The sequence below is a fragment of the Shewanella spartinae genome (assembly GCF_019457555.1).
GTDB lineage: Bacteria > Pseudomonadota > Gammaproteobacteria > Enterobacterales > Shewanellaceae > Shewanella > Shewanella loihica.
Map to the genome: position 1 here is coordinate 4,139,817 of NZ_CP080418.1, position 18,397 is coordinate 4,158,213.

Consider the following 18,397-nt stretch of genomic DNA (forward strand, 5'->3'; position numbering starts at 1 on the left):
AAGCCTATTTTAGTTTAACCTGCCTTGCGGTAGACATACTTCTTAGGATCTATCTGCTGTCCACCACGCAACACTTCATAATGCACATGGGGACCGGTCGAACGACCCGTACTCCCCATTTTGGCAATACTTTCGCCTTTTGCGACCACATCACCTACAGCTACTGACAAAGACTTATTGTGTCCATAGCGAGTTCGCAGACCATTGCCATGATCTATCTCAACCAACTCACCATAACCAAACATATTGCCTGCCCATGTTACGACGCCGCCCGCGGTGGCGACAACATCGGCTCCCTCTTTGCCAGCAAAGTCTATGCCTTTATGCATGGTTCTGCGGCCGTTAAAGGGATCATTGCGTAAACCGTAGGGCGAAGACAACCAACCTTTCTGGATGGGACGCCCTGAGATATAACGTTCTTCATCTATATGGAGATTAGATGTCACCGTTTCAAGTAGTGATAATTGAACATTATTGTTATCTATTCGTGACACTAGCCTATCCATGTCCTGGATAAGCTGATCGAGTTCGATGTTGCTGCCCAGTTCGCTCAGGCCGCCAACACCGACTTCAGAAGAGAAATCGAATTGATCTTCGAGTTTGTAATCTTTTGCAACTTGCTGGCCCAGGGCCTCGAGACGTGCAAGCTTGGCCTGCATCTTAGCCACGTGGGTAACCAAGATCGCCAATTGCGATTCGGTCGCGCCTTTAAGTTCGATAAGCTCGTTTTTCTGCTCTTCACGAGCAACACGTTCGTTATCGACGCTGGCCTGCTGTTGCTGAATTTGTTTGGCGTTATGCTGATATAAGCCAGTGCCTGCGGCAATAAGCAAAACCGGTAATAATAGCCAACGCTTACCCGGCTGCCAGCGCGTCGCACCATTCCGACCTTGAATAAAAACTGTTACACTCATAGCCTCATTAAGCCATTTTATTATGTTATGAAAAAGCCCCCGCAGGACCTCAGTCAATTACTGCTTCAGCAGGGTCAATTGCCCTCTATCGCCGAAAAAGCAGAACTACTGCTTCACCTGGATCACTATGTTAAACAGGTGATCACCGGTCCTGTCTCGGAACAACTAAAAGTCGCCAACTTCCGTCAAGGTGTGCTCGTTATCGAAACCAGTACCGCCGCATGGGCTGCGAGAATAAACTTCCAAAAACCCAAACTTTTACAGCAGTTACAAGCCGAAACGCTCCCCATGCTGTCCGCTATCGAGGTTAAAGTCAACCCAAGCCTGAAAATGTATGAGACAAAATCAAAGCAGGCTCACAACCAGATAAGCGAAACCGCTGCGGCGCATATCGACGCCTTGGCCGAGCATATAGAAGGTTCCCTAGGCCAAAAACTAAAACGGCTGGCTGCTTTAGCCAGCCGTTCAAGGCAATCCAAATAAGCGTTACGCCAATACCGCACCGGCTGGCACGGCGAAACTGACTGGTACCTCTTCTTCTTTCTCGAAGCTTACCAATTCCCAAGCATCTTGCTCGGCTAACAGGGCGCGAACCAGCTGATTATTCAGCGCGTGGCCTGTCTTGAACGCACGGAATTCACCGACGATAGCGTGACCGGCGACATAGAGATCACCGAACGCATCGAGAATTTTGTGCTTAACAAACTCGTCCTCATAACGCAGACCATCGGGGTTGAGGACGCGATATTCATCAAGCACAACGGCATTTTCCATGCTGCCACCTAATGCTAGGTTATTGGCACGCAGATATTCGATGTCGCGCATAAACCCAAAGGTTCTGGCGCGGCTGATATCGCGAACGAAGGCAGAAGAGGAAAAATCCATCACCATATGCTGCTGACTTCTGGCGATCTCAGGGTGATTGAAATCGATCGCGAAATCGACTCTGAACCCTTTGAATGGACGCAATTCGGCCCACTTATCACCATCTTCAACACGCACCGGGCGCTTGATTCTTAGATATTTCTTTGCTGCGCTTTGCTCCTGAATGCCGACAGATTGCAACAGGAAGACCCATGGGCTGGCGCTGCCATCCATAATGGGGATCTCAGGGGCATCGACTTCGATTGTCGCGTTGTCTATGCCTAAACCTGCCAGGGCGGCAAACAGATGCTCAATCGTTGAGATACGAACACCTTCGTCATTCACAAGCGCCGTACACATGGTCGTCTCACGCACTTGATCCGCCTTGGCGGCAATGGCCACGCTTGGCGTCAAGTCGGTACGAACCAACACGATCCCTGTATTAACTGGCGCGGGTTTGATCGTCAAAGTCACCTTGTTACCGGAATGCAATCCGACACCGGTGGTCTTAACCATTTCTTTAACAGTTCTTTGAAAAATCATTTAGTTACCCGTTTTATCACAACCAAAAAGCGTTTATTTCTGCACAGCAAAGCGGCGCACAAAGGCGCAGCAGGTCGGACATGCTAGCATATCTTTGCCAATTCACCAAAATTTACCGACGAAAATCGTCGTACCACATTCAGGTATATGGCGCCGACTAGCACGCTCCGTCCTGAAACTAGTCAGCTTGCTTACGCAAAAATGCCGGTATATCTAAGTAATCAAGGTCACTCTTAGGCGCGGCGGCCGCGGCTGGTTGTGCTACCTGCACAACATTACCCGCCCCCATTGCCTGTGGGACAGCTTCTTCCACTGGAAGTTCAATTTTGACCTCAGGTGCTGGCATTGGCTCTGGACGCGGCGCAGGTTTAGAAACCAGTTGAATATCAGGCTTCTTCTCGGCGCCGATACCGGTTGCCACTACGGTTACACGCAGCTCGTCGCTCATCTCTGGATCGATAACCGCACCCACAACCACAGTCGCGTTATCTGATGCATAAGCCTTAACATGGTTACCCACTGTCTCGAACTCTTCGATGCTCATGTCCATACCGGCGGTGATGTTCACCAATACACCACGGGCACCCGCCAGATCGATATCTTCCAGCAGCGGGCTGGCCACGGCAGCTTCGGCCGCTTCTTCGGCGCGATCTTCACCGCTGGCGACGCCTGTACCCATCATGGCATTACCCATCTCAGACATCACAGTCTTAACGTCGGCGAAGTCGACGTTAATCAGACCCGGACGGGTGATCAGCTCGGCAATACCTTGTACTGCGCCGAGCAGCACGTTGTTGGCTGCTGCGAAGGCGTCGAGCAATGAGGTGCCACGGCCTAAAACCTTGAGCAGCTTCTCGTTAGGAATAGTGATCAGCGAGTCCACATGCTTGGCCAGCATCTCGATACCCTGGTCGGCATAAGCCATACGCTTCTTGCCTTCGAATGGGAACGGCTTGGTCACCACGGCAACGGTCAGGATCCCCTCTTCACGGGCGATCTCGGCCACGACAGGTGCGGCACCTGTACCCGTACCACCACCCATACCGGCGGCGATAAAGATCATGTCCGAGCCCTTGATCGCGCTGCGGATGTTCTCCCTGTCTTCTTCGGCCGCCAGGCGGCCGATCTCTGGGTTGGCGCCTGCGCCAAGCCCCTTGGTGACATCGCGACCCAACTGAATGGTCGTGCCCGCCGCCGACTTACGTAGCGCCTGGGCATCGGTATTGGTTGCAACGAACTCAACACCCTCGATATTGTGTTTCACCATATGCTCGACGGCGTTACCACCACCGCCACCGACGCCGATGACCTTGATCACCGCCTCATCGGAATGACTATCCATGATCTCAAACATGGTCTTTTCTCCGTTTTAGTCTGCGTTATTAACCTTAAAACTCACCCTTAAACCAGCTCTGGACCCGATTCCAAAGACTGGTCACCCCTTGGCGCTCGGGGCGCTCGAACTGTCTCTCGAGCACACGTCTTGCACCATAATGTAACAACCCAACACCCGTGGAGTAGATGGGCTGGTTCACATATTCAAATAATCCTTTCACCGGCAACGGCTCGGCTACCCTAACCGGCATGCCGAAGGTCGCCTCGGCGACATCTACCGCGCCTTCAATCGATGCGGTACCGCCCGTGAGTACGATACCTGCGGCAACCTGATCTTCCAGGCCGCAGTCGCGCAGCTCTTTACGCACCAGCTCGAACAGCTCCTGATACCTAGGCTCAACCACCTCGGCAAGTGTATGGCGCGACATGGTGCGCGACGGACGTCCGCCGACCGATGGCACCTCTATGCTGTCTTCGCGGCTCACCATGGCGCTTCTGGCGCTGGCGTACTGCACTTTAATCTGCTCCGCATGTGACAGCGGCGTACGGAAAATCTTGGCAATATCGCTGGTCACCTGGTTACCGGCCACAGGCACCACGGCGCAGTGACGCAGGGCGCCATTGGTGTAGATGGTGATATCTGTGGTGCCGCCGCCCATATCCACCAGGCAGACGCCTAGGTCTTTCTCATCGTCGGTGAGCACGGCATCAGCCGAGGCGATGGCCGAGAACACCAGGTCATCTACCTTCAGGCCGCAACGCTCGACACTCTTGGTAATATTCTTGGCCATGTCGTTGGCGCAGGTAACGATATGCACCTTAGCTTCCATACGCATACCCGACATGCCGATTGGGCTGCGGATACCATCTTGTACGTCGATGGCATACTCTTGCGGCAAGACGTGCAGAATACGACGCTCGGTCGGGATCTTCACCGAACGCGCGGTGTGGATGACGTTGTCTACGTCTTCCTGGGTCACCTCTTCGTCGTTAATCGACACCATGCCATTTTCGTTCTGACACTGGATATGCTTACCCGAGATGCCTAGGTATACCGAGGCTACCTGACAATCGGCCATCAACTCGGCCTGATCCAGCGCGCGTTGCACACTACGCACGATAGAGTCGAGATCGTTTACCCCGCCCTTATCCATGCCGCGGGAGGGGTGACTGCCGAGACCGACCACACTGATCTCACCATCGGGTAATACCTCACCGATGATCACAGCAACTTTGGACGTTCCTATGTCTAATCCAACGATCAGATTTCTATCTTGATTCTTGGTCATTAATTAACGGCTCTCATCTTGTGCTTCATCCCAACCTACGGCCAATCCGGTATCGTAGCGCAAATCGACTCGGGCAACGGGCTTATCCTGTTTCACCAATGTGGGATACACATGGATAAAGCGCTGCACCCTTGCCATCTTATCTTCCCTTCCCAGCTTCAACTCTATGCCGTTGGCCAGCACGGCTAACCAGGCATGTCTGGGGCTTAACTCTAAACGGGCCAAATCGAACCCGTTGATCTTCAATAATTCACTGACCTGGCGATAGTTAGTCAACACAGACTTCGCCTGATCTTCCGGGCCGACCAGATTAGGCAGCGGGCCTATGCCCTCACGACGGGGCGCCTTAAACACCTGCCCCTGGTCGTTGAGCCAATCTGTCTCGTTCCAGTGGGCGACTGGCGTCTGCTCCACCAGATACACCTTTAACTTTGCCGGCCACTCGCGCCTCACAGAGGCGTGGTAGACCCAGGGCAGATTTTCCAGCGCCTGCTGTACCTGATTCACATCCGCCGAAAAGAAGCTTCTCTGCATCAGATCCTGCAGCGCACTGCGTATCTCGGCGTCACTGGTAAACTGCCTGTCACCCTTGATCGCCACCGCCTCAATCGGCAGGGCATCGGCGTCGTTTAGTACCAGGTGAAGCTTCCAGCCTCCCATAGATAAACCACAGATCACCAGGAACAGAAAAATCAAGCCGAAACACAGGTACCAATCGACCTGTCCCAACCTGCTTTTCCAACCGCTACCTAGCTCTCTTAAGGACACTGCTTATCGCCCTAACGCATCATTAAATGTATAAAAATCAATCAATTTATTGCCAGAGGGCAGTCCTAAGGAACCGGCCATTATAACTACCTCACCTCTAGCGTCAAAAGCTTCATCGAGGCCGGGGCAAGATGCCCTCAACCTCATTGGTTTTCCGACTCAAACTGCAAACCGGCATCGGCCAGCTGACGACTCAGGGCCCCGATATTGCCGGCCCCTTGGGTCAGCAGCATATCGCCCCCCTGCAACACCCCAGGCAGTATCGTCTGTAGCTGCTCGGGCTCGGCCACGAAGATAGGATCTATCTGGCCACGCTGACGAATCGAGCGGCACAGGGCACGGCTGTCTGCACCAGGTACCGGCGCCTCGCCGGCGCTATAGACATCGAGTAACAGCAGGCAATCTACCTGGGCCAAGACCTCGACAAAATCATCATAGAGATCCCGGGTGCGGCTGTATCTGTGGGGCTGATAGATCATCACCAGACGCTTATCCGGCCAACCGGACCGCGCCGCCTTGATGGTTGCCGCCACCTCGCTGGGGTGATGACCATAGTCATCGACCAGCATCACATCGCCTGCTGTGGTAGTGAACTCACCCAGCTGCTGGAAACGACGACCTATGCCCTGGAACTCATCCAGGGCGCGGATGATCGCCTCATCTTCAATCTCATCTTCCGTGGCCACGGCTATGGCCGCCAGAGCATTGAGCACATTGTGACGACCCGGCAGATTAACCCTCAGGTCCAGATCTGCCATCCCTTCACGGCGCACGGTAAAGCGTGAGCTATAACCCTGCTGCTCGAAGTTAAGTGCCTGCACGTCGGCATCTTCGCTAAAACCATAGGTCACTACCTTGCGGCCAATGCGGGGCAGTATCTCTCTCACCACAGGATCGTCGATACAGGCCACGGCCACGCCGTAGAACGGCAGGTTATGCAAAAAGTCGACGAAGGTGGATTTCAGCTTCTCGAAATCCCCTTCATAGGTATCCATGTGGTCGGCTTCGATGTTGGTGACCACACTCACCATGGGTTGCAGATGCAGGAAGCTGGCATCGCTCTCATCGGCCTCGGCGATCAGGTAACGGCTCTTACCCAAACGGGCATTGGTGCCGGCACTGTTAAGCAGGCCGCCGATCACGAAAGTCGGGTCCCGCTCTGCCTGACCATAGACGCTGGCAATCAAGCTCGTAGTGGTCGTCTTGCCATGGGTACCGGCCACCGCCACACCGTGGCGATAACGCATCAGCTCGGCCAACATCTCTGCCCGGCGAACGATAGGAATGCGTCGCTCCTGGGCCGCTAGAATCTCTGGGTTACTGGCATCGATGGCCGTAGAGACCACCACTACATCGGCGCCCTTGACCTGATCGGCACTGTGACCGATGAAGATCGCCGCACCGAGGCGCTTAAGGCGCGCCGTCACGGCATTCTCGGCGATATCGGAACCGCTAAGACGATAACCTTCGTTTACCAAGACCTCGGCAATACCGCCCATACCCGCGCCGCCGATCCCCACAAAGTGGATCCGCTTGACGCGACGCATCTCTGGAATGATGGTTCTTAATTGGGCGTACTTCTCTTCGGTTTTAATCATCTTTTTCCTTACTTGCCAGCGCGATACACACGGCGGCGACCCGCTCTGTGGCATCTAATACGGCAACACTCTTGGCCAGCTGCCCCATCTCGATGAGGGCCTTACGGTCTGAAGCCAAGATCTGCAGCTTGCTGATCAACTTCTCACTATCTAATACTGTCTGCGGCAGCAAAAATGCACCGCCCGCTTCCACCAAGACCTGGGCGTTCTTGGTCTGGTGATCGTCTACCGCATGGGGGTAAGGCACCAGGAGACTCGGTAGGCCCACCGCCGCTACCTCCGACACAGTCAGGGCGCCCGCACGGCACAGAATCACATCGGCCCAGCGATAGGCCGCTTCCATATCATCGATAAACTCGGCCACCTTGACGCTGCCGGACTGTCCCAGCTGCAGATATTCCGCCTCCACCTGTGCCTGATTACCCTTACCCACCTGATGCCATACCGTCATCGAATGGTGCTGGGCCACCGCTGCCGTCACGCTCGGCATCAGGTCGTTAAACACCTTGGCACCCAAGCTGCCGCCGACCACCAACACCCTAAGGGCATCGTCCGGAACGATTGGCTGCTCGCTGCGCCCCAGAGCGATCAGCTCACTGCGGATCGGGTTGCCCACCACCTCGGCATCGCCCTCGAAGGTGTTTTCGAAGGCGCACAGCACGCGGGTAGCGATGCGCGACAACAACTTGTTGGTCATGCCTGGGATGGCGTTTTGCTCGTGCAGCACCAGAGGGATGCCGCTTAGCTTGGCGGCAACCCCACCCGGACCACTGGCGAATCCGCCCATGCCGAGCACCACATCGGGTTTAAACTCTTTGATCACCTCACGCGCCTGCATGATGGAACGTAAGATCTTAAAGGGCGCCGCGAGCTTACGGATCAAGCCGTTGCCGCGCACCCCCTTGATATCGATAAAATCGATATCGAAACCATGTTGAGGCACCAGACGAGCCTCCATACGATCGGCGGTGCCAAGCCAGCGCACCTGCCAGCCCTGTTTGGCTAACGCTTTGGCCACGGCAAGCGCCGGGAACACGTGTCCGCCCGTGCCGCCCGCCATGATCAAAATACGTTTCTCTGACGCCATCTATTTCACCTTGCCTTGTACTGCCTGGATCAGGCTTAATCTTCTCTCATGATCGATACGGATCAATATCATTGCCGCTGCCGTCATCACCCACAGGCTACTGCCGCCATAACTGATGAAGGGCAGTGTCAGCCCCTTGGTGGGTAGCATGCCTATGCTGGCGCCCACGTTGACCACAGTCTGGAAACAGATCCAGATGCCTATGCCATAGGCCAGATAGCCCTCGAAGGCCCGATCGCCAAGCAGGCACAGGTTACCCAGCTTTATCGCTCTCAGGGCGACAAACAGCAGTACCGACAACACGGCGATGATGCCGAGAAACCCTAACTCTTCGCCGATCACGGCAAAGATAAAATCTGTGTGGGCCTCGGGCAGGTATTCCAGCTTCTGAATGCTGTTCCCCAGGCCCTGTCCCAGCCAATCGCCGCGGCCGTAGGCCATCAAAGATTGGGTCAGCTGATAACCGCTACCGAAGGGATCCTGCCAAGGATCCAGAAACGAGGTCACCCGTCGCATACGGTAAGGCTCCAGCAATACCAGGCCGACGAAGGCCATGGCCCCGGTCAAGATCAGCGCGAAGAAATCGAGTAATCTTGCACCGGCTAAAAACAATAAACCGACAGTGCCGACAAACAGCACCACCACGGTACCGAGATCAGGCTGTAGCAAAATCAGAAAGGCATACACGGCAAACACGGCAATGGGCTTATAGAAACCCTTGGCGTTTTCCCGCACCTCCTGATGACGCCGCACCAGATAACCCGCCATATAGATGGCGAAGGCAAACTTGGCGATCTCGGCCACCTGAATACGGATAGGCCCCACCGACAACCAACGGGTCGCCCCGTTTACCGTGGTGCCTACTATCGGCACAGCCACCAACATGATGCCGACGACCAGCAGCAAAATAGGACTCAGCTGCTGCCAGCTGTGCATCTCTATCTGCAACACCACGGCGGCGATCAGGGCGCACCCCATCAGGTAAGCCACATGGCGCCACACGAAGTGATAGGGGTTGCCCGTCAAACTCGTGGCCTCAGGCATAGAGGCCGACATCACCATGATGAAGCCGAAACTTATCAGGGAGATGATCGCAAACAGCAAAGCTCTGTCATAGAGCTGCATGCCCGGCGCTTCACGTTGACTAAACAGGTTCGGCAGCGACCAGCTAAGGGAGCTGCCAAACAGGCTTAGTTGACGCTCGTCGCTACGCATGCATCACCTCTTGGGCCAAGGCATTCACCTGGGCACGAAAATCATCGCCCCTGGCCATGAAGTTGGCGTACATATCCAGGCTGGCACAGGCAGGCGACAGCAGGACCAGATCGCCCGGCTTAGCCAACTGGGCCGCCTTGGCGACCGCCTCTTGCATCGACTCGACGCGAATAGCACCGTCGAACTGCTCGGCAATTTTGTCGCCATCCTGCCCCAGGGTGATCACCTGACCGACGCCCAGCAGTGCGCCGCGTAGCGCCGAGAAATCGGCGCCCTTGCCGTCACCACCGGCGATTAAAATAATCTGACCCTCATGGTCGCTCAGCCCCTGCAGGGCCGCTATGGTAGCGCCCACATTGGTCGCCTTGGAATCGTTCACATAGCTCACGCCCTGATGCTTACCCACGAGTTCGCATCTATGGGCCAGCCCCTTGAACTGTTTCGCCACCTCGACCATGGCCGCCTTATCGACACCGGCGCTATCGGCCAGCGCCATGGCGACCAGCAAGTTGGCCTGGTTGTGACTACCCACCAGTGAAACCTGATCGCCGGCAACATATTCGGTCGTGCCATGCACCAGGACACCGTGGTTTACGCCCCACTCATCTCCCTCGGGCAGAGAGAGGCCAAAGCTGTTCTGGTTCATCGGCTCGTTCGGGCGAGTCAGCAGATCGTCGCGGTTGAAGATTGCCAGCTTGGTCTGGTCATACAGACGCAGCTTAGCCTGACGATAACTCTCGAGATCCGAATACCTGTCCATGTGATCTTCACTGATGTTGAGGCAGGTGGCGCTGATGCAGTTGAGGCTAGCCGTCGTCTCCAGCTGGAAGCTAGATAGCTCGAGCACAAACAACTCATGGTCACCATCCAGCAGGTCCAGCACGGGCACGCCGATATTGCCGCCCACTGCCACCTTGAGGCCCGCCTTGACGGCCATCTCACCCACCAGCGTGGTGACGGTCGACTTACCATTAGATCCCGTGATGCAGATGACGCAAGCGGGGCGATCTGCCAGCGCTCTGGCAAACAGCTCGACATCACCAACGATATCTATGCCCATATCCACCGCGGCTCGCACCTCGGCGGTATCCAGCGGGATCCCGGGGCTGACGACGATCTGGCTAGCCTGCACCAGGTAGCGGCAATCGAAACCGCCGGTGAGCAGTAGCACCTCGGGAAACTCCTGACTCAGGGTCTCGCGACCCGGTGGATTCTCGCGGCTGTCCATCACCAATGGCGTGATGCCCTGCTTAATGAGATAACGCACTACAGAGAGCCCTGTGGCCCCCAATCCTAATACTATGTGCGTGTACTGACTCGCCATGGCGTCTTACCTTAACTTTAAGGTTGCTAAGCCTAGCAACACCAGGAAGAGGGAGATGATCCAGAAACGCACGATCACCCTGGGCTCGGGCCAACCTTTCAGCTCGTAGTGGTGATGGATAGGTGCCATCCTGAAGATACGTTGACCGCGCAGCTTGTAGGAGCCGACCTGCAGGATCACAGAAACTGTCTCCATCACGAATACGCCGCCCATGATCACCAATAGGATCTCCTGACGCACCAACACGGCTATGGTGCCCAGTGCCGCGCCCAGAGAAAGGGATCCCACGTCACCCATGAAGACCTGGGCCGGATAGGTGTTGAACCACAAAAAGCCCAAGCCCGCACCGACGATGGCGGTGCAGACGATCACCAGCTCGCCCGAGCCAGGCAGATAAGGAATATGCAGGTAGTTGGCAAACTGCACGTGACCAGACAGATAGGCGATCAGCGCAAAAGCAGCAGCCACCATCACGGTCGGCATAATCGCCAGACCATCCAGACCATCGGTCAGGTTCACCGCGTTGCTCGAACCTACTATGGTGAAGTAAGCCAGCAGGATGAAGAAGGCGCCCAGCTGTGGCATCACATCCTTAAAGAAGGGCAAGACCAGTTGGGTTTCGCCTTCACTGCCCGCCGAGGCGTACAGATAGAAGGCGATGGCCAAGGCAGCCAGGGATTGCAAGATATACTTCCAGCGCGCGATAAGCCCCTTGGTGTCCTTGCGCACTACCTTGCGATAATCGTCGATGAAGCCGATAAGGCCGAAGGCGCCCAGCACGAAGAGCATGACCCACACGTAGCGGCTACCCAGATCGCCCCACAGCAATACGCTGATGAAGACGCCGGCCAAGATCAACAGGCCACCCATGGTGGGTGTGCCGCGCTTGGCAAAATGCGACTCGGGTCCTTCATTACGGACCACCTGACCTATCTGCAGCAGTTGCAGACGCTCGATCATCTTGGGTCCCCACCACAGGCTAAACACCATGGCGGTCAACAGCCCCAGGATCGCCCTGAAGGTCACATATGAGAAAACGTTAAACCCGGTATAAAACTGGGTTAGATACTCAGCCAGATAAACCAGCATTAAAACAACTCCTTGCGCTCAAAAGCGGCAATGAGGGCCTCGACAACCCGCTCCATTCTGGCGCTTCGAGACCCCTTAACTAACACAGTCACCTTGCCGGCTAACTGGTTAAAATAACTAACTAAATCAACAACCAATGCATCTAAGTCGGTAAAATGCTTGCCGGCGAAAGCCTCGCTACTCGCCCGACTCAACTCTCCCAGTGAATACAAGGCATCGATCCCCTGCTGCTTGGCCTTTTCGCCCAGCTGCCGATGTAAAAGGGACGCATTGTCACCTAATTCGCCCAAATCGCCCAGTACTAAACAGCGATTTCCTTCAATTTCTTGAAGCCAGTCGATTGCCGCTCCCACCGAGGCCGGATTGGCGTTATAGGTGTCGTCTATCAGCAAGAAACGTCCCAGACGCGTCGGCTGCATACGTCCCTTCACGGGTTGTAACCGCATAAGCCCTTGAACTATCTCATCCAGCGACAATCCCAGCGCCAGACAGATACTGGTCGCCGCCAGGGCGTTACTCACCTGATGACGGCCCGACAGCGGCAGGCTGACGGTACGCTGCTCATCCCGATACACGATTCGAAAGCGATAACAGCCCAAGGCGTCGGCGCTGAGCTCATCGGCGCTGACATCTGCTGGATTCCCCTGGGATGAAAAACTCAACTGGTTATGGTTAGCGGCCGCGCGGCGCATCACATCGGCAAATGCGTCGTCGGCATTGATCACGGCGACGCCATCCTTAGCCAGGTGGAGGAAGATCTCAGACTTGGCCTTAGCCACGCCTTCGAGCGAGCCAAAACCCTCTAAATGCGCCGAGGCGACATTATTAACCATCGCCACATCGGGTTGCACTAAAGATGAAGTGTAATTAATCTCACCGAGATGATTGGCACCCAGTTCGAACACGCCATATTCGTGTTGCGGCTCGAGGCGCAGCAGGGTCAGGGGTACGCCCACTTCGTTGTTGAAGTTGCCCGCGGTATAGAGCACCTGATGCAGGGTCGACAATATGGTCGCCACCATCTCCTTCACGCTGGTCTTGCCGTTCGAGCCGGTCAGGGCCACGCTCTTGGGCGCGACGCACCGCTTCACATGGGCACCTATCTGACCCATGGCCTTCTGGCTATTGGCCACAATAAGCTGGGGCGCGGCAATCGGTAGTTCACGCTCAACCAGCAGGGCACTAGCGCCATCCATCACCGCCTTGGCGGCAAAATCATGGGCATCGAAACGTTCACCTTTTAAGGCGACAAACAGAGTCTGTGCATCCACCACCCGGCTATCGCTCGATACCTTGCTGACGCTTAAATCGTCGCCGATATGCTTGGCATTCAGTACCTTGGCGAGCTCTGACAGTTTAAGTGGGATCATTTGCCGCCCCTCGCAATTGCCGCCGCCAGGGCTCGTTCATCATAATCCAGGCGCTTGCCGGCGATCTCCTGATAAGTCTCATGGCCCTTACCGGCCAGCAAAATGAGGTCGCCGCTGGAGGCCAAGGTCACCACCTCGCGGATCGCCTGTTGTCTATCGACCTGAGTCAGGGCTATCTGCGGCTTGTTGAGTCCGGCCAGTACATCTTGAATAATCGCCATGGGATCTTCGCTGCGAGCATTGTCGCTGGTCACCATGACGCAGTCGGCGTTCTCCTCGGCGGCGCGGGCCATCAGGGGACGCTTGCCCTTATCACGGTCGCCACCACAGCCAAAGACGCACCACAGCTTGCCGCGGCAGTGACCACGCAGCGCTCGCAGCGCCTGCTCTATGGCGTCCGGCGTATGGGCGTAATCCACTACCAGGGTGACGCCTTCTGGCGTGGTGAAACGCTCCATGCGTCCCGCCACAGGCTGGAGGCTGGACACCTGAGTCAACAGCTGCGCCATGGCGTAGCCGCTCAGATAGAGGGCGCCCAAGGCCGCCACCAGGTTAGACAGGTTAAAGATACCCAGCAGGGGCGAGTCAATCTTCGCCTCGCCTTCGGGCCAGACTAAGGTCGCGCTGACGCCCTGGTTATGCTGCTTCACCTCTTTGGTATAGATAGCAGCGCCTTCCTGGCCTTGAATGCTAAAGCCCACCAAGCCCTTGCAGCGCTTATCCTGGATCCACTGACGCCCAACAGGATCGTCGAGGTTGATCAGGCCATGACTCAACGAGCTGAATCTAAATAGGCGCTGCTTGGCCGCACCATAGGCATCCATAGAACCGTGGTAATCCAGGTGATCCCGACTCAGGTTGGTAAACACGGCCACATCGAAAGGCACAGCATCAACCCGTCCCTGTACCAAGCCATGACTGGAGACCTCCATGGCGCACACGGCCGTGCCCTGGCGGTCAAAATCTTCTAGCTGGCGCATCACGGTAATGGGATCCGCCGTGGTGTTACCGCTGTCGACCAGCTGGCCCCACAGGCCATTGCCTAGGGTGCCCATGACGGCGGCCGGCTTGCCCAGACCATCGCTTAGCTGAGCGATCAGCTGAGTCACGGATGTCTTACCATTGGTGCCGGTTACGCCGATCAGCTTGATCCTATCCCTTCCCAGCACATAGAGCTGAGAGGCGAGCGCCGATAGCTGACGCTGTAGCTGAAAGAAATAGATACGCAGGCCATTGTCCTGGCTCACCTTGCCATGCTCTGCCGGATCGTCGGTATGAATAAGCGCCGCTACGGCCCCTTGCGACAGGGCGGTATCGACATAGTCTCTGCCATCGACCCTGTGACCGGGCACGGCGACAAACACGCTGCCCTGGCCTATCTCGCGGCTATCCAGCGTAAGATGGCTGAGGGACTCACCACCGGCATAATGAAACCAGGGGGCTAGGAGATCGCATAGCTGCATTATTCGCCCCTCCTGACATTACCGGCCAATTGAACTTTTTCTCGAGCGCTGATCGGCTCAACATTTAACATCTGTAGTGCCCCTGACATCACTTTGGCAAACACGGGAGCGGCCACATCGCCGCCATAATAACGATCGCCCTTGGGCTCATTGACTACCACCACCATGGCGAGTCTCGGATTGTGTACGGGCGCGACCCCGGCAAACAGGGCGACATAATCTTCACCATAGCCACCGGCCACGGCCTTACGGGCGGTCCCCGTCTTACCCGCAACCGGGTAGCCATCGATATGGGCCTTCTTGGCGGTGCCACCTGGCTCGGTCACGCCGATCAGCATCTGCATCACGCTGCGGGCCACCTCGGGAGAGATCACCTGCTCGCCCTCGGGTTCCTTCTTCAGCTTGAGGATCGATGAAGGATAGAGCACGCCGCCGCTGCCCAACATGGCGTACATGCGGGCGATCTGCAGTGGTGTGACGGTCAGGGCATAACCGAAGGAGAGAGTTGCCCGCTCAAAATCGGACCAGCGACGACGGTCGTGGATAAGACCGGCGCTCTCGCCCGGCAGGTTGATGCCAGAATAGTTACCCAGCCCCATGGCCTGATAGTAACCCAGCAGCTCCTGTACCGGCATAGACAAGGCTATCTGTGTCATCCCCACGTTACTGGAATGCACCAAGACGTCGGCCAGTGACATGTCGCCATAGTTGCGACCGTCACGCACTATCTTGCCGCCGATACGCACTCGACCAGGATGTGTCTTGAAGATCTGATCTTCCTTGATGGTGCCGGCCTCGAGCGCCGCGGCGACCACGAAGGGCTTGATGGTGGAACCCGGCTCATAGGCGTCGGTCAGGGCTCGGTTACGCATGCGATAGCTTTGCAGGTTATCACGGGAGTTAGGGTTGTAGCTGGGGGTGTTCGCCATGGCCAACACCTCGCCGGTGTGCACGTCGAGCACCACGATAGAGGCCGAGGTAGCCTGGTTGATCTCGGTCGCGCGCTTGATCTCGCGGTAGGCCAGCTGCTGAATGCGCTGATCGATACTGAGCACCAGATCGTTTGAGCTCTCGCCAGTCTGCACCGTGTCCAGACGCTCCACCACGTGGCCGTCGCGGGACTTACGCACCTTGTGCTTGGTGGGCGTACCCGTGAGCCAGTCGTTATATGTACTCTCGATCCCTTCGATACCCACGTCATCGATATTAGTCAGGCCCACCAGCTGGGCGCTGATCTCACTGGTGGGATAGTAGCGGCGCGACTCTGCCTTAAGGTAGACGCCGGGTAGCTTGAGCTGCTTGATATACTCGGCCACCGCAGGTGTAACCTGCCGTTTGAGGTAGGTAAAACGTTTCTTGGGATTGGTCTGCACCCGCGCCAGGATCTCCTCCTTGGGCTCATGCAGCACGTCGGCCAGCGCCTGCCAGCGGCGCATATCGGCGAAGCCGTTTCGATCATGCACCACCTTAGGATCGGCGTAGACCGCCTTGACCGGTACGCTCACCGCCAGCATTTCACCGTTACGATCGGTGATCATGCCTCGGTGCACCTCGTTACTCGTGGTACGCAAGGTGCGCATGTCACTCTCGTGACGTAGTTTTTCCGGCTCGATGATCTGAATATAGGCGGCGCGGCCCACCAGGCTGGTAAACAGCAGACACACGAAACCGACCACGACGTAGAGACGCCAGTGGATCAGCTGTGGTTTCTGTTTACGTTTCGCCTGCTTGCTCATGGTACTCTCACCACCACTTCTTCGTTGGGTAACGGCCGCTTCATCTCCAGCTCTTTCGTGGCAATCCGTGTCACCCTGCTATGTTCCGACTGCGACTGCTCTTCCAGCAACAGGTTGCGCCATTCGATATCCAAGCGGTCGCGTTCCTGCAGCAACTGATCCCACTGGCTGGTGTACTTGCGACTGGAATGGCTGGTGTAAACCACCAAAATGGCATTCGCAATCACAATAAAAGCCATCAAAAGCACCCACTTGTGGTGCCAAAGATCGAGTAATACGATACGAGTCAGGTTAAGTTGTGACTTACTCACTAGCGTTCCCCTAGTCTCTTACGTCTGCTCGACAGGATTAGTAGTCTAATCGCTCGGCAACCCGCAACACTGAGCTACGCGCCCTGGCATTGCGGTCAATTTCCTCGGCCGACGGCTTAATCGCCTTACCCACGGCCTTGAGTAATCGTGTCTTATTTATTTCGGCCTCGGTCAGCGGTAACCCGTGGGGCACAGACTCACCTTGGCTATGGCGGCGAATAAAACGCTTCACCATACGGTCTTCCAGCGAATGGAAGCTGATCACCGACAGACGTCCCTGGGGCGCCAATACCGTAACCGCCCCTTCCAGCGCCTGATCGATCTGCTCCAGCTCGCTGTTGATATAGATACGGATCGCCTGGAATACACGGGTCGCCGGGTGCTTGTTGCGCTCCTTGCTCTTGCTCACACGGGCGATCAGATCCGCCAGCTCCTTGGTACGCAAGAAAGGCGTCTTGTCTCGATCGGCGGCGATACAACGGGCGATATGGCGGGCGTTCTTCTCCTCGCCATAGGTCTTAAATACCCAGGCCATATCTTCTATCTCGGCGCGGGCCAGCCACTCGGCGGCGGTCTCCCCCTGGGAGTTGTCCATGCGCATGTCCAGCGGACCGTCACGCAGGAAACTAAAGCCACGCTCGGCATCGTCTAGCTGCGGCGAAGAGACGCCAAAATCGAACAGAATGCCGTCGATCTTGCCTCTGAGGCCGAGATCGTCGACATATTGGGCCAGCTGGCCAAAACCACCGTGAACGATTGAGAAACGCGCATCATCGGCAAATTGCTCTGCGGCGGCGATCGCCTGGGGATCACGGTCGATGGCGATCAGGCGTCCATTAGGGCCCAATTGCTTGAGCACTTCGCGAGAGTGTCCGCCGCGGCCGAAGGTGCCATCGATATAGATGCCCTCTGGCTTGATGTTGAGTCCGGCTACCGTTTCCGTCAGCAGCACGGATAAATGCGCAAATTCTTGAGTCATCGCTCTCTTCTTTAACTTATGGTTATTCTCTTATCACAAAGAGAAGTCCGCCAAACGCTCACTATTGGCAAAGGCATCGCTTTGAATCGTTTCACGGCTAAGTTCAATCTGTTGCTGCCAGGCCGCCTCATCCCACAGCTCAAACTTGTTCAATTGCCCCACCAGCATGGCGTGCTTATCCAGGTTGGCATATTGGCGTAGCGGTGGGGGCAGTAGCAGGCGACCATTGCTGTCTAACTCGCACTCATGGGCATAACCGAGTAACAAGCGCTTCATGGCGCGTTCCGGGCCCTGGGTATCTGACAGCAGTAACAGCTTGGCTTCTATCGCTTTCCAAGCCTCGAGTGGATAGATGAGCAAACAGGCGGCATCGAAATCGACCGTGATCACCAGCTGGCTGTTAAAATCGACGTGCAGGCGCTCGCGGTATCGCTTTGGGATCGCGATCCGGCCTTTGGCGTCAAGATTAATAGCACTCGCTCCACGAAACACGTTAGCTCGTCCTTGTTTTT

The 18,397-nt window shown here is 56.1% G+C and carries 17 protein-coding genes; 1 reads left to right on the forward strand and 16 read right to left on the reverse strand.

The window, feature by feature from the left end:
* Positions 1-14: 14 nt before the first annotated feature.
* Entirely contained in the window at positions 15-914 is a 900-nt protein-coding gene (locus tag K0I31_RS17865; protein ID WP_011867242.1) for a M23 family metallopeptidase, read from the reverse strand.
* Between the two features lie 27 nt (positions 915-941).
* On the opposite strand from K0I31_RS17865, the gene K0I31_RS17870 reads away from it, so the two are divergent.
* Positions 942-1,397 (forward strand): DUF721 domain-containing protein, encoded by a 456-nt coding sequence (locus tag K0I31_RS17870; RefSeq protein WP_144201747.1) that lies wholly within the window; start codon positions 942-944, stop codon positions 1,395-1,397.
* Between the two features lie 3 nt (positions 1,398-1,400).
* Here the strand turns inward: K0I31_RS17870 and lpxC are convergent, their stop codons facing one another.
* The 15 genes from lpxC to mraZ form a co-directional block, all read right to left on the reverse strand.
* Positions 1,401-2,321, reverse strand: a complete 921-nt coding sequence (gene lpxC / locus K0I31_RS17875) for a UDP-3-O-acyl-N-acetylglucosamine deacetylase (RefSeq protein ID WP_011867244.1) — start codon at positions 2,319-2,321, stop codon at positions 1,401-1,403.
* A 178-nt stretch (positions 2,322-2,499) separates the two neighbouring features.
* Positions 2,500-3,675, reverse strand: a complete 1,176-nt coding sequence (gene ftsZ / locus K0I31_RS17880) for a cell division protein FtsZ (RefSeq protein ID WP_011867245.1) — start codon at positions 3,673-3,675, stop codon at positions 2,500-2,502.
* Positions 3,676-3,709: 34 nt separating this feature from the next.
* A complete protein-coding gene (gene ftsA, locus K0I31_RS17885; RefSeq protein ID WP_011867246.1) occupies positions 3,710-4,945 on the reverse strand; it encodes a cell division protein FtsA in 1,236 nt (411 codons plus the stop codon).
* A gap of 3 nt (positions 4,946-4,948) precedes the next feature.
* Positions 4,949-5,713, reverse strand: a complete 765-nt coding sequence (locus K0I31_RS17890) for a cell division protein FtsQ/DivIB (RefSeq protein WP_220079239.1) — start codon at positions 5,711-5,713, stop codon at positions 4,949-4,951.
* 143 nt (positions 5,714-5,856) lie between these two features.
* Positions 5,857-7,311: a UDP-N-acetylmuramate--L-alanine ligase gene (gene murC / locus K0I31_RS17895; RefSeq protein ID WP_220079240.1), complete on the reverse strand. Its 1,455-nt coding sequence runs from the start codon at positions 7,309-7,311 to the stop codon at positions 5,857-5,859.
* Positions 7,304-8,398: an undecaprenyldiphospho-muramoylpentapeptide beta-N-acetylglucosaminyltransferase gene (gene murG, locus K0I31_RS17900; protein WP_220079241.1), complete on the reverse strand. Its 1,095-nt coding sequence runs from the start codon at positions 8,396-8,398 to the stop codon at positions 7,304-7,306. The genes murC and murG overlap by 8 nt, the downstream gene beginning before the upstream one ends.
* Entirely contained in the window at positions 8,399-9,613 is a 1,215-nt protein-coding gene (ftsW, locus tag K0I31_RS17905; RefSeq protein WP_011867250.1) for a cell division protein FtsW, read from the reverse strand. It abuts the gene before it with no gap.
* Positions 9,606-10,937: a UDP-N-acetylmuramoyl-L-alanine--D-glutamate ligase gene (gene murD, locus K0I31_RS17910; RefSeq protein ID WP_220079242.1), complete on the reverse strand. Its 1,332-nt coding sequence runs from the start codon at positions 10,935-10,937 to the stop codon at positions 9,606-9,608. The genes ftsW and murD overlap by 8 nt, the downstream gene beginning before the upstream one ends.
* 6 nt (positions 10,938-10,943) lie before the next feature.
* Complete coding sequence (gene mraY, locus K0I31_RS17915) at positions 10,944-12,026, reverse strand: phospho-N-acetylmuramoyl-pentapeptide-transferase (protein ID WP_011867252.1); 1,083 nt, start codon at positions 12,024-12,026, stop codon at positions 10,944-10,946.
* Positions 12,026-13,396, reverse strand: a complete 1,371-nt coding sequence (locus K0I31_RS17920) for a UDP-N-acetylmuramoyl-tripeptide--D-alanyl-D-alanine ligase (protein WP_220079243.1) — start codon at positions 13,394-13,396, stop codon at positions 12,026-12,028. The genes mraY and K0I31_RS17920 overlap by 1 nt, the downstream gene beginning before the upstream one ends.
* A complete protein-coding gene (murE, locus tag K0I31_RS17925) occupies positions 13,393-14,862 on the reverse strand; it encodes a UDP-N-acetylmuramoyl-L-alanyl-D-glutamate--2,6-diaminopimelate ligase (protein WP_220080898.1) in 1,470 nt (489 codons plus the stop codon). Before murE ends, K0I31_RS17920 begins: the two co-directional genes overlap by 4 nt.
* Positions 14,859-16,595 carry a peptidoglycan D,D-transpeptidase FtsI family protein gene (locus K0I31_RS17930; RefSeq protein ID WP_144201733.1) on the reverse strand — a complete coding sequence of 579 codons (1,737 nt, stop codon included), beginning with the start codon at positions 16,593-16,595 and terminating at the stop codon, positions 14,859-14,861. Before K0I31_RS17930 ends, murE begins: the two co-directional genes overlap by 4 nt.
* Positions 16,592-16,906: a cell division protein FtsL gene (ftsL, locus tag K0I31_RS17935; protein ID WP_011867256.1), complete on the reverse strand. Its 315-nt coding sequence runs from the start codon at positions 16,904-16,906 to the stop codon at positions 16,592-16,594. The genes K0I31_RS17930 and ftsL overlap by 4 nt, the downstream gene beginning before the upstream one ends.
* Positions 16,907-16,943: 37 nt before the next feature.
* The gene (rsmH, locus tag K0I31_RS17940; protein ID WP_011867257.1) at positions 16,944-17,885 is read right to left on the reverse strand and encodes a 16S rRNA (cytosine(1402)-N(4))-methyltransferase RsmH; all 942 of its coding nucleotides are present in this window, start codon (positions 17,883-17,885) and stop codon (positions 16,944-16,946) included.
* 33 nt (positions 17,886-17,918) lie between these two features.
* Positions 17,919-18,377: a division/cell wall cluster transcriptional repressor MraZ gene (mraZ, locus tag K0I31_RS17945; RefSeq protein WP_011867258.1), complete on the reverse strand. Its 459-nt coding sequence runs from the start codon at positions 18,375-18,377 to the stop codon at positions 17,919-17,921.
* Between the last annotated feature and the right edge of the window lie 20 nt (positions 18,378-18,397).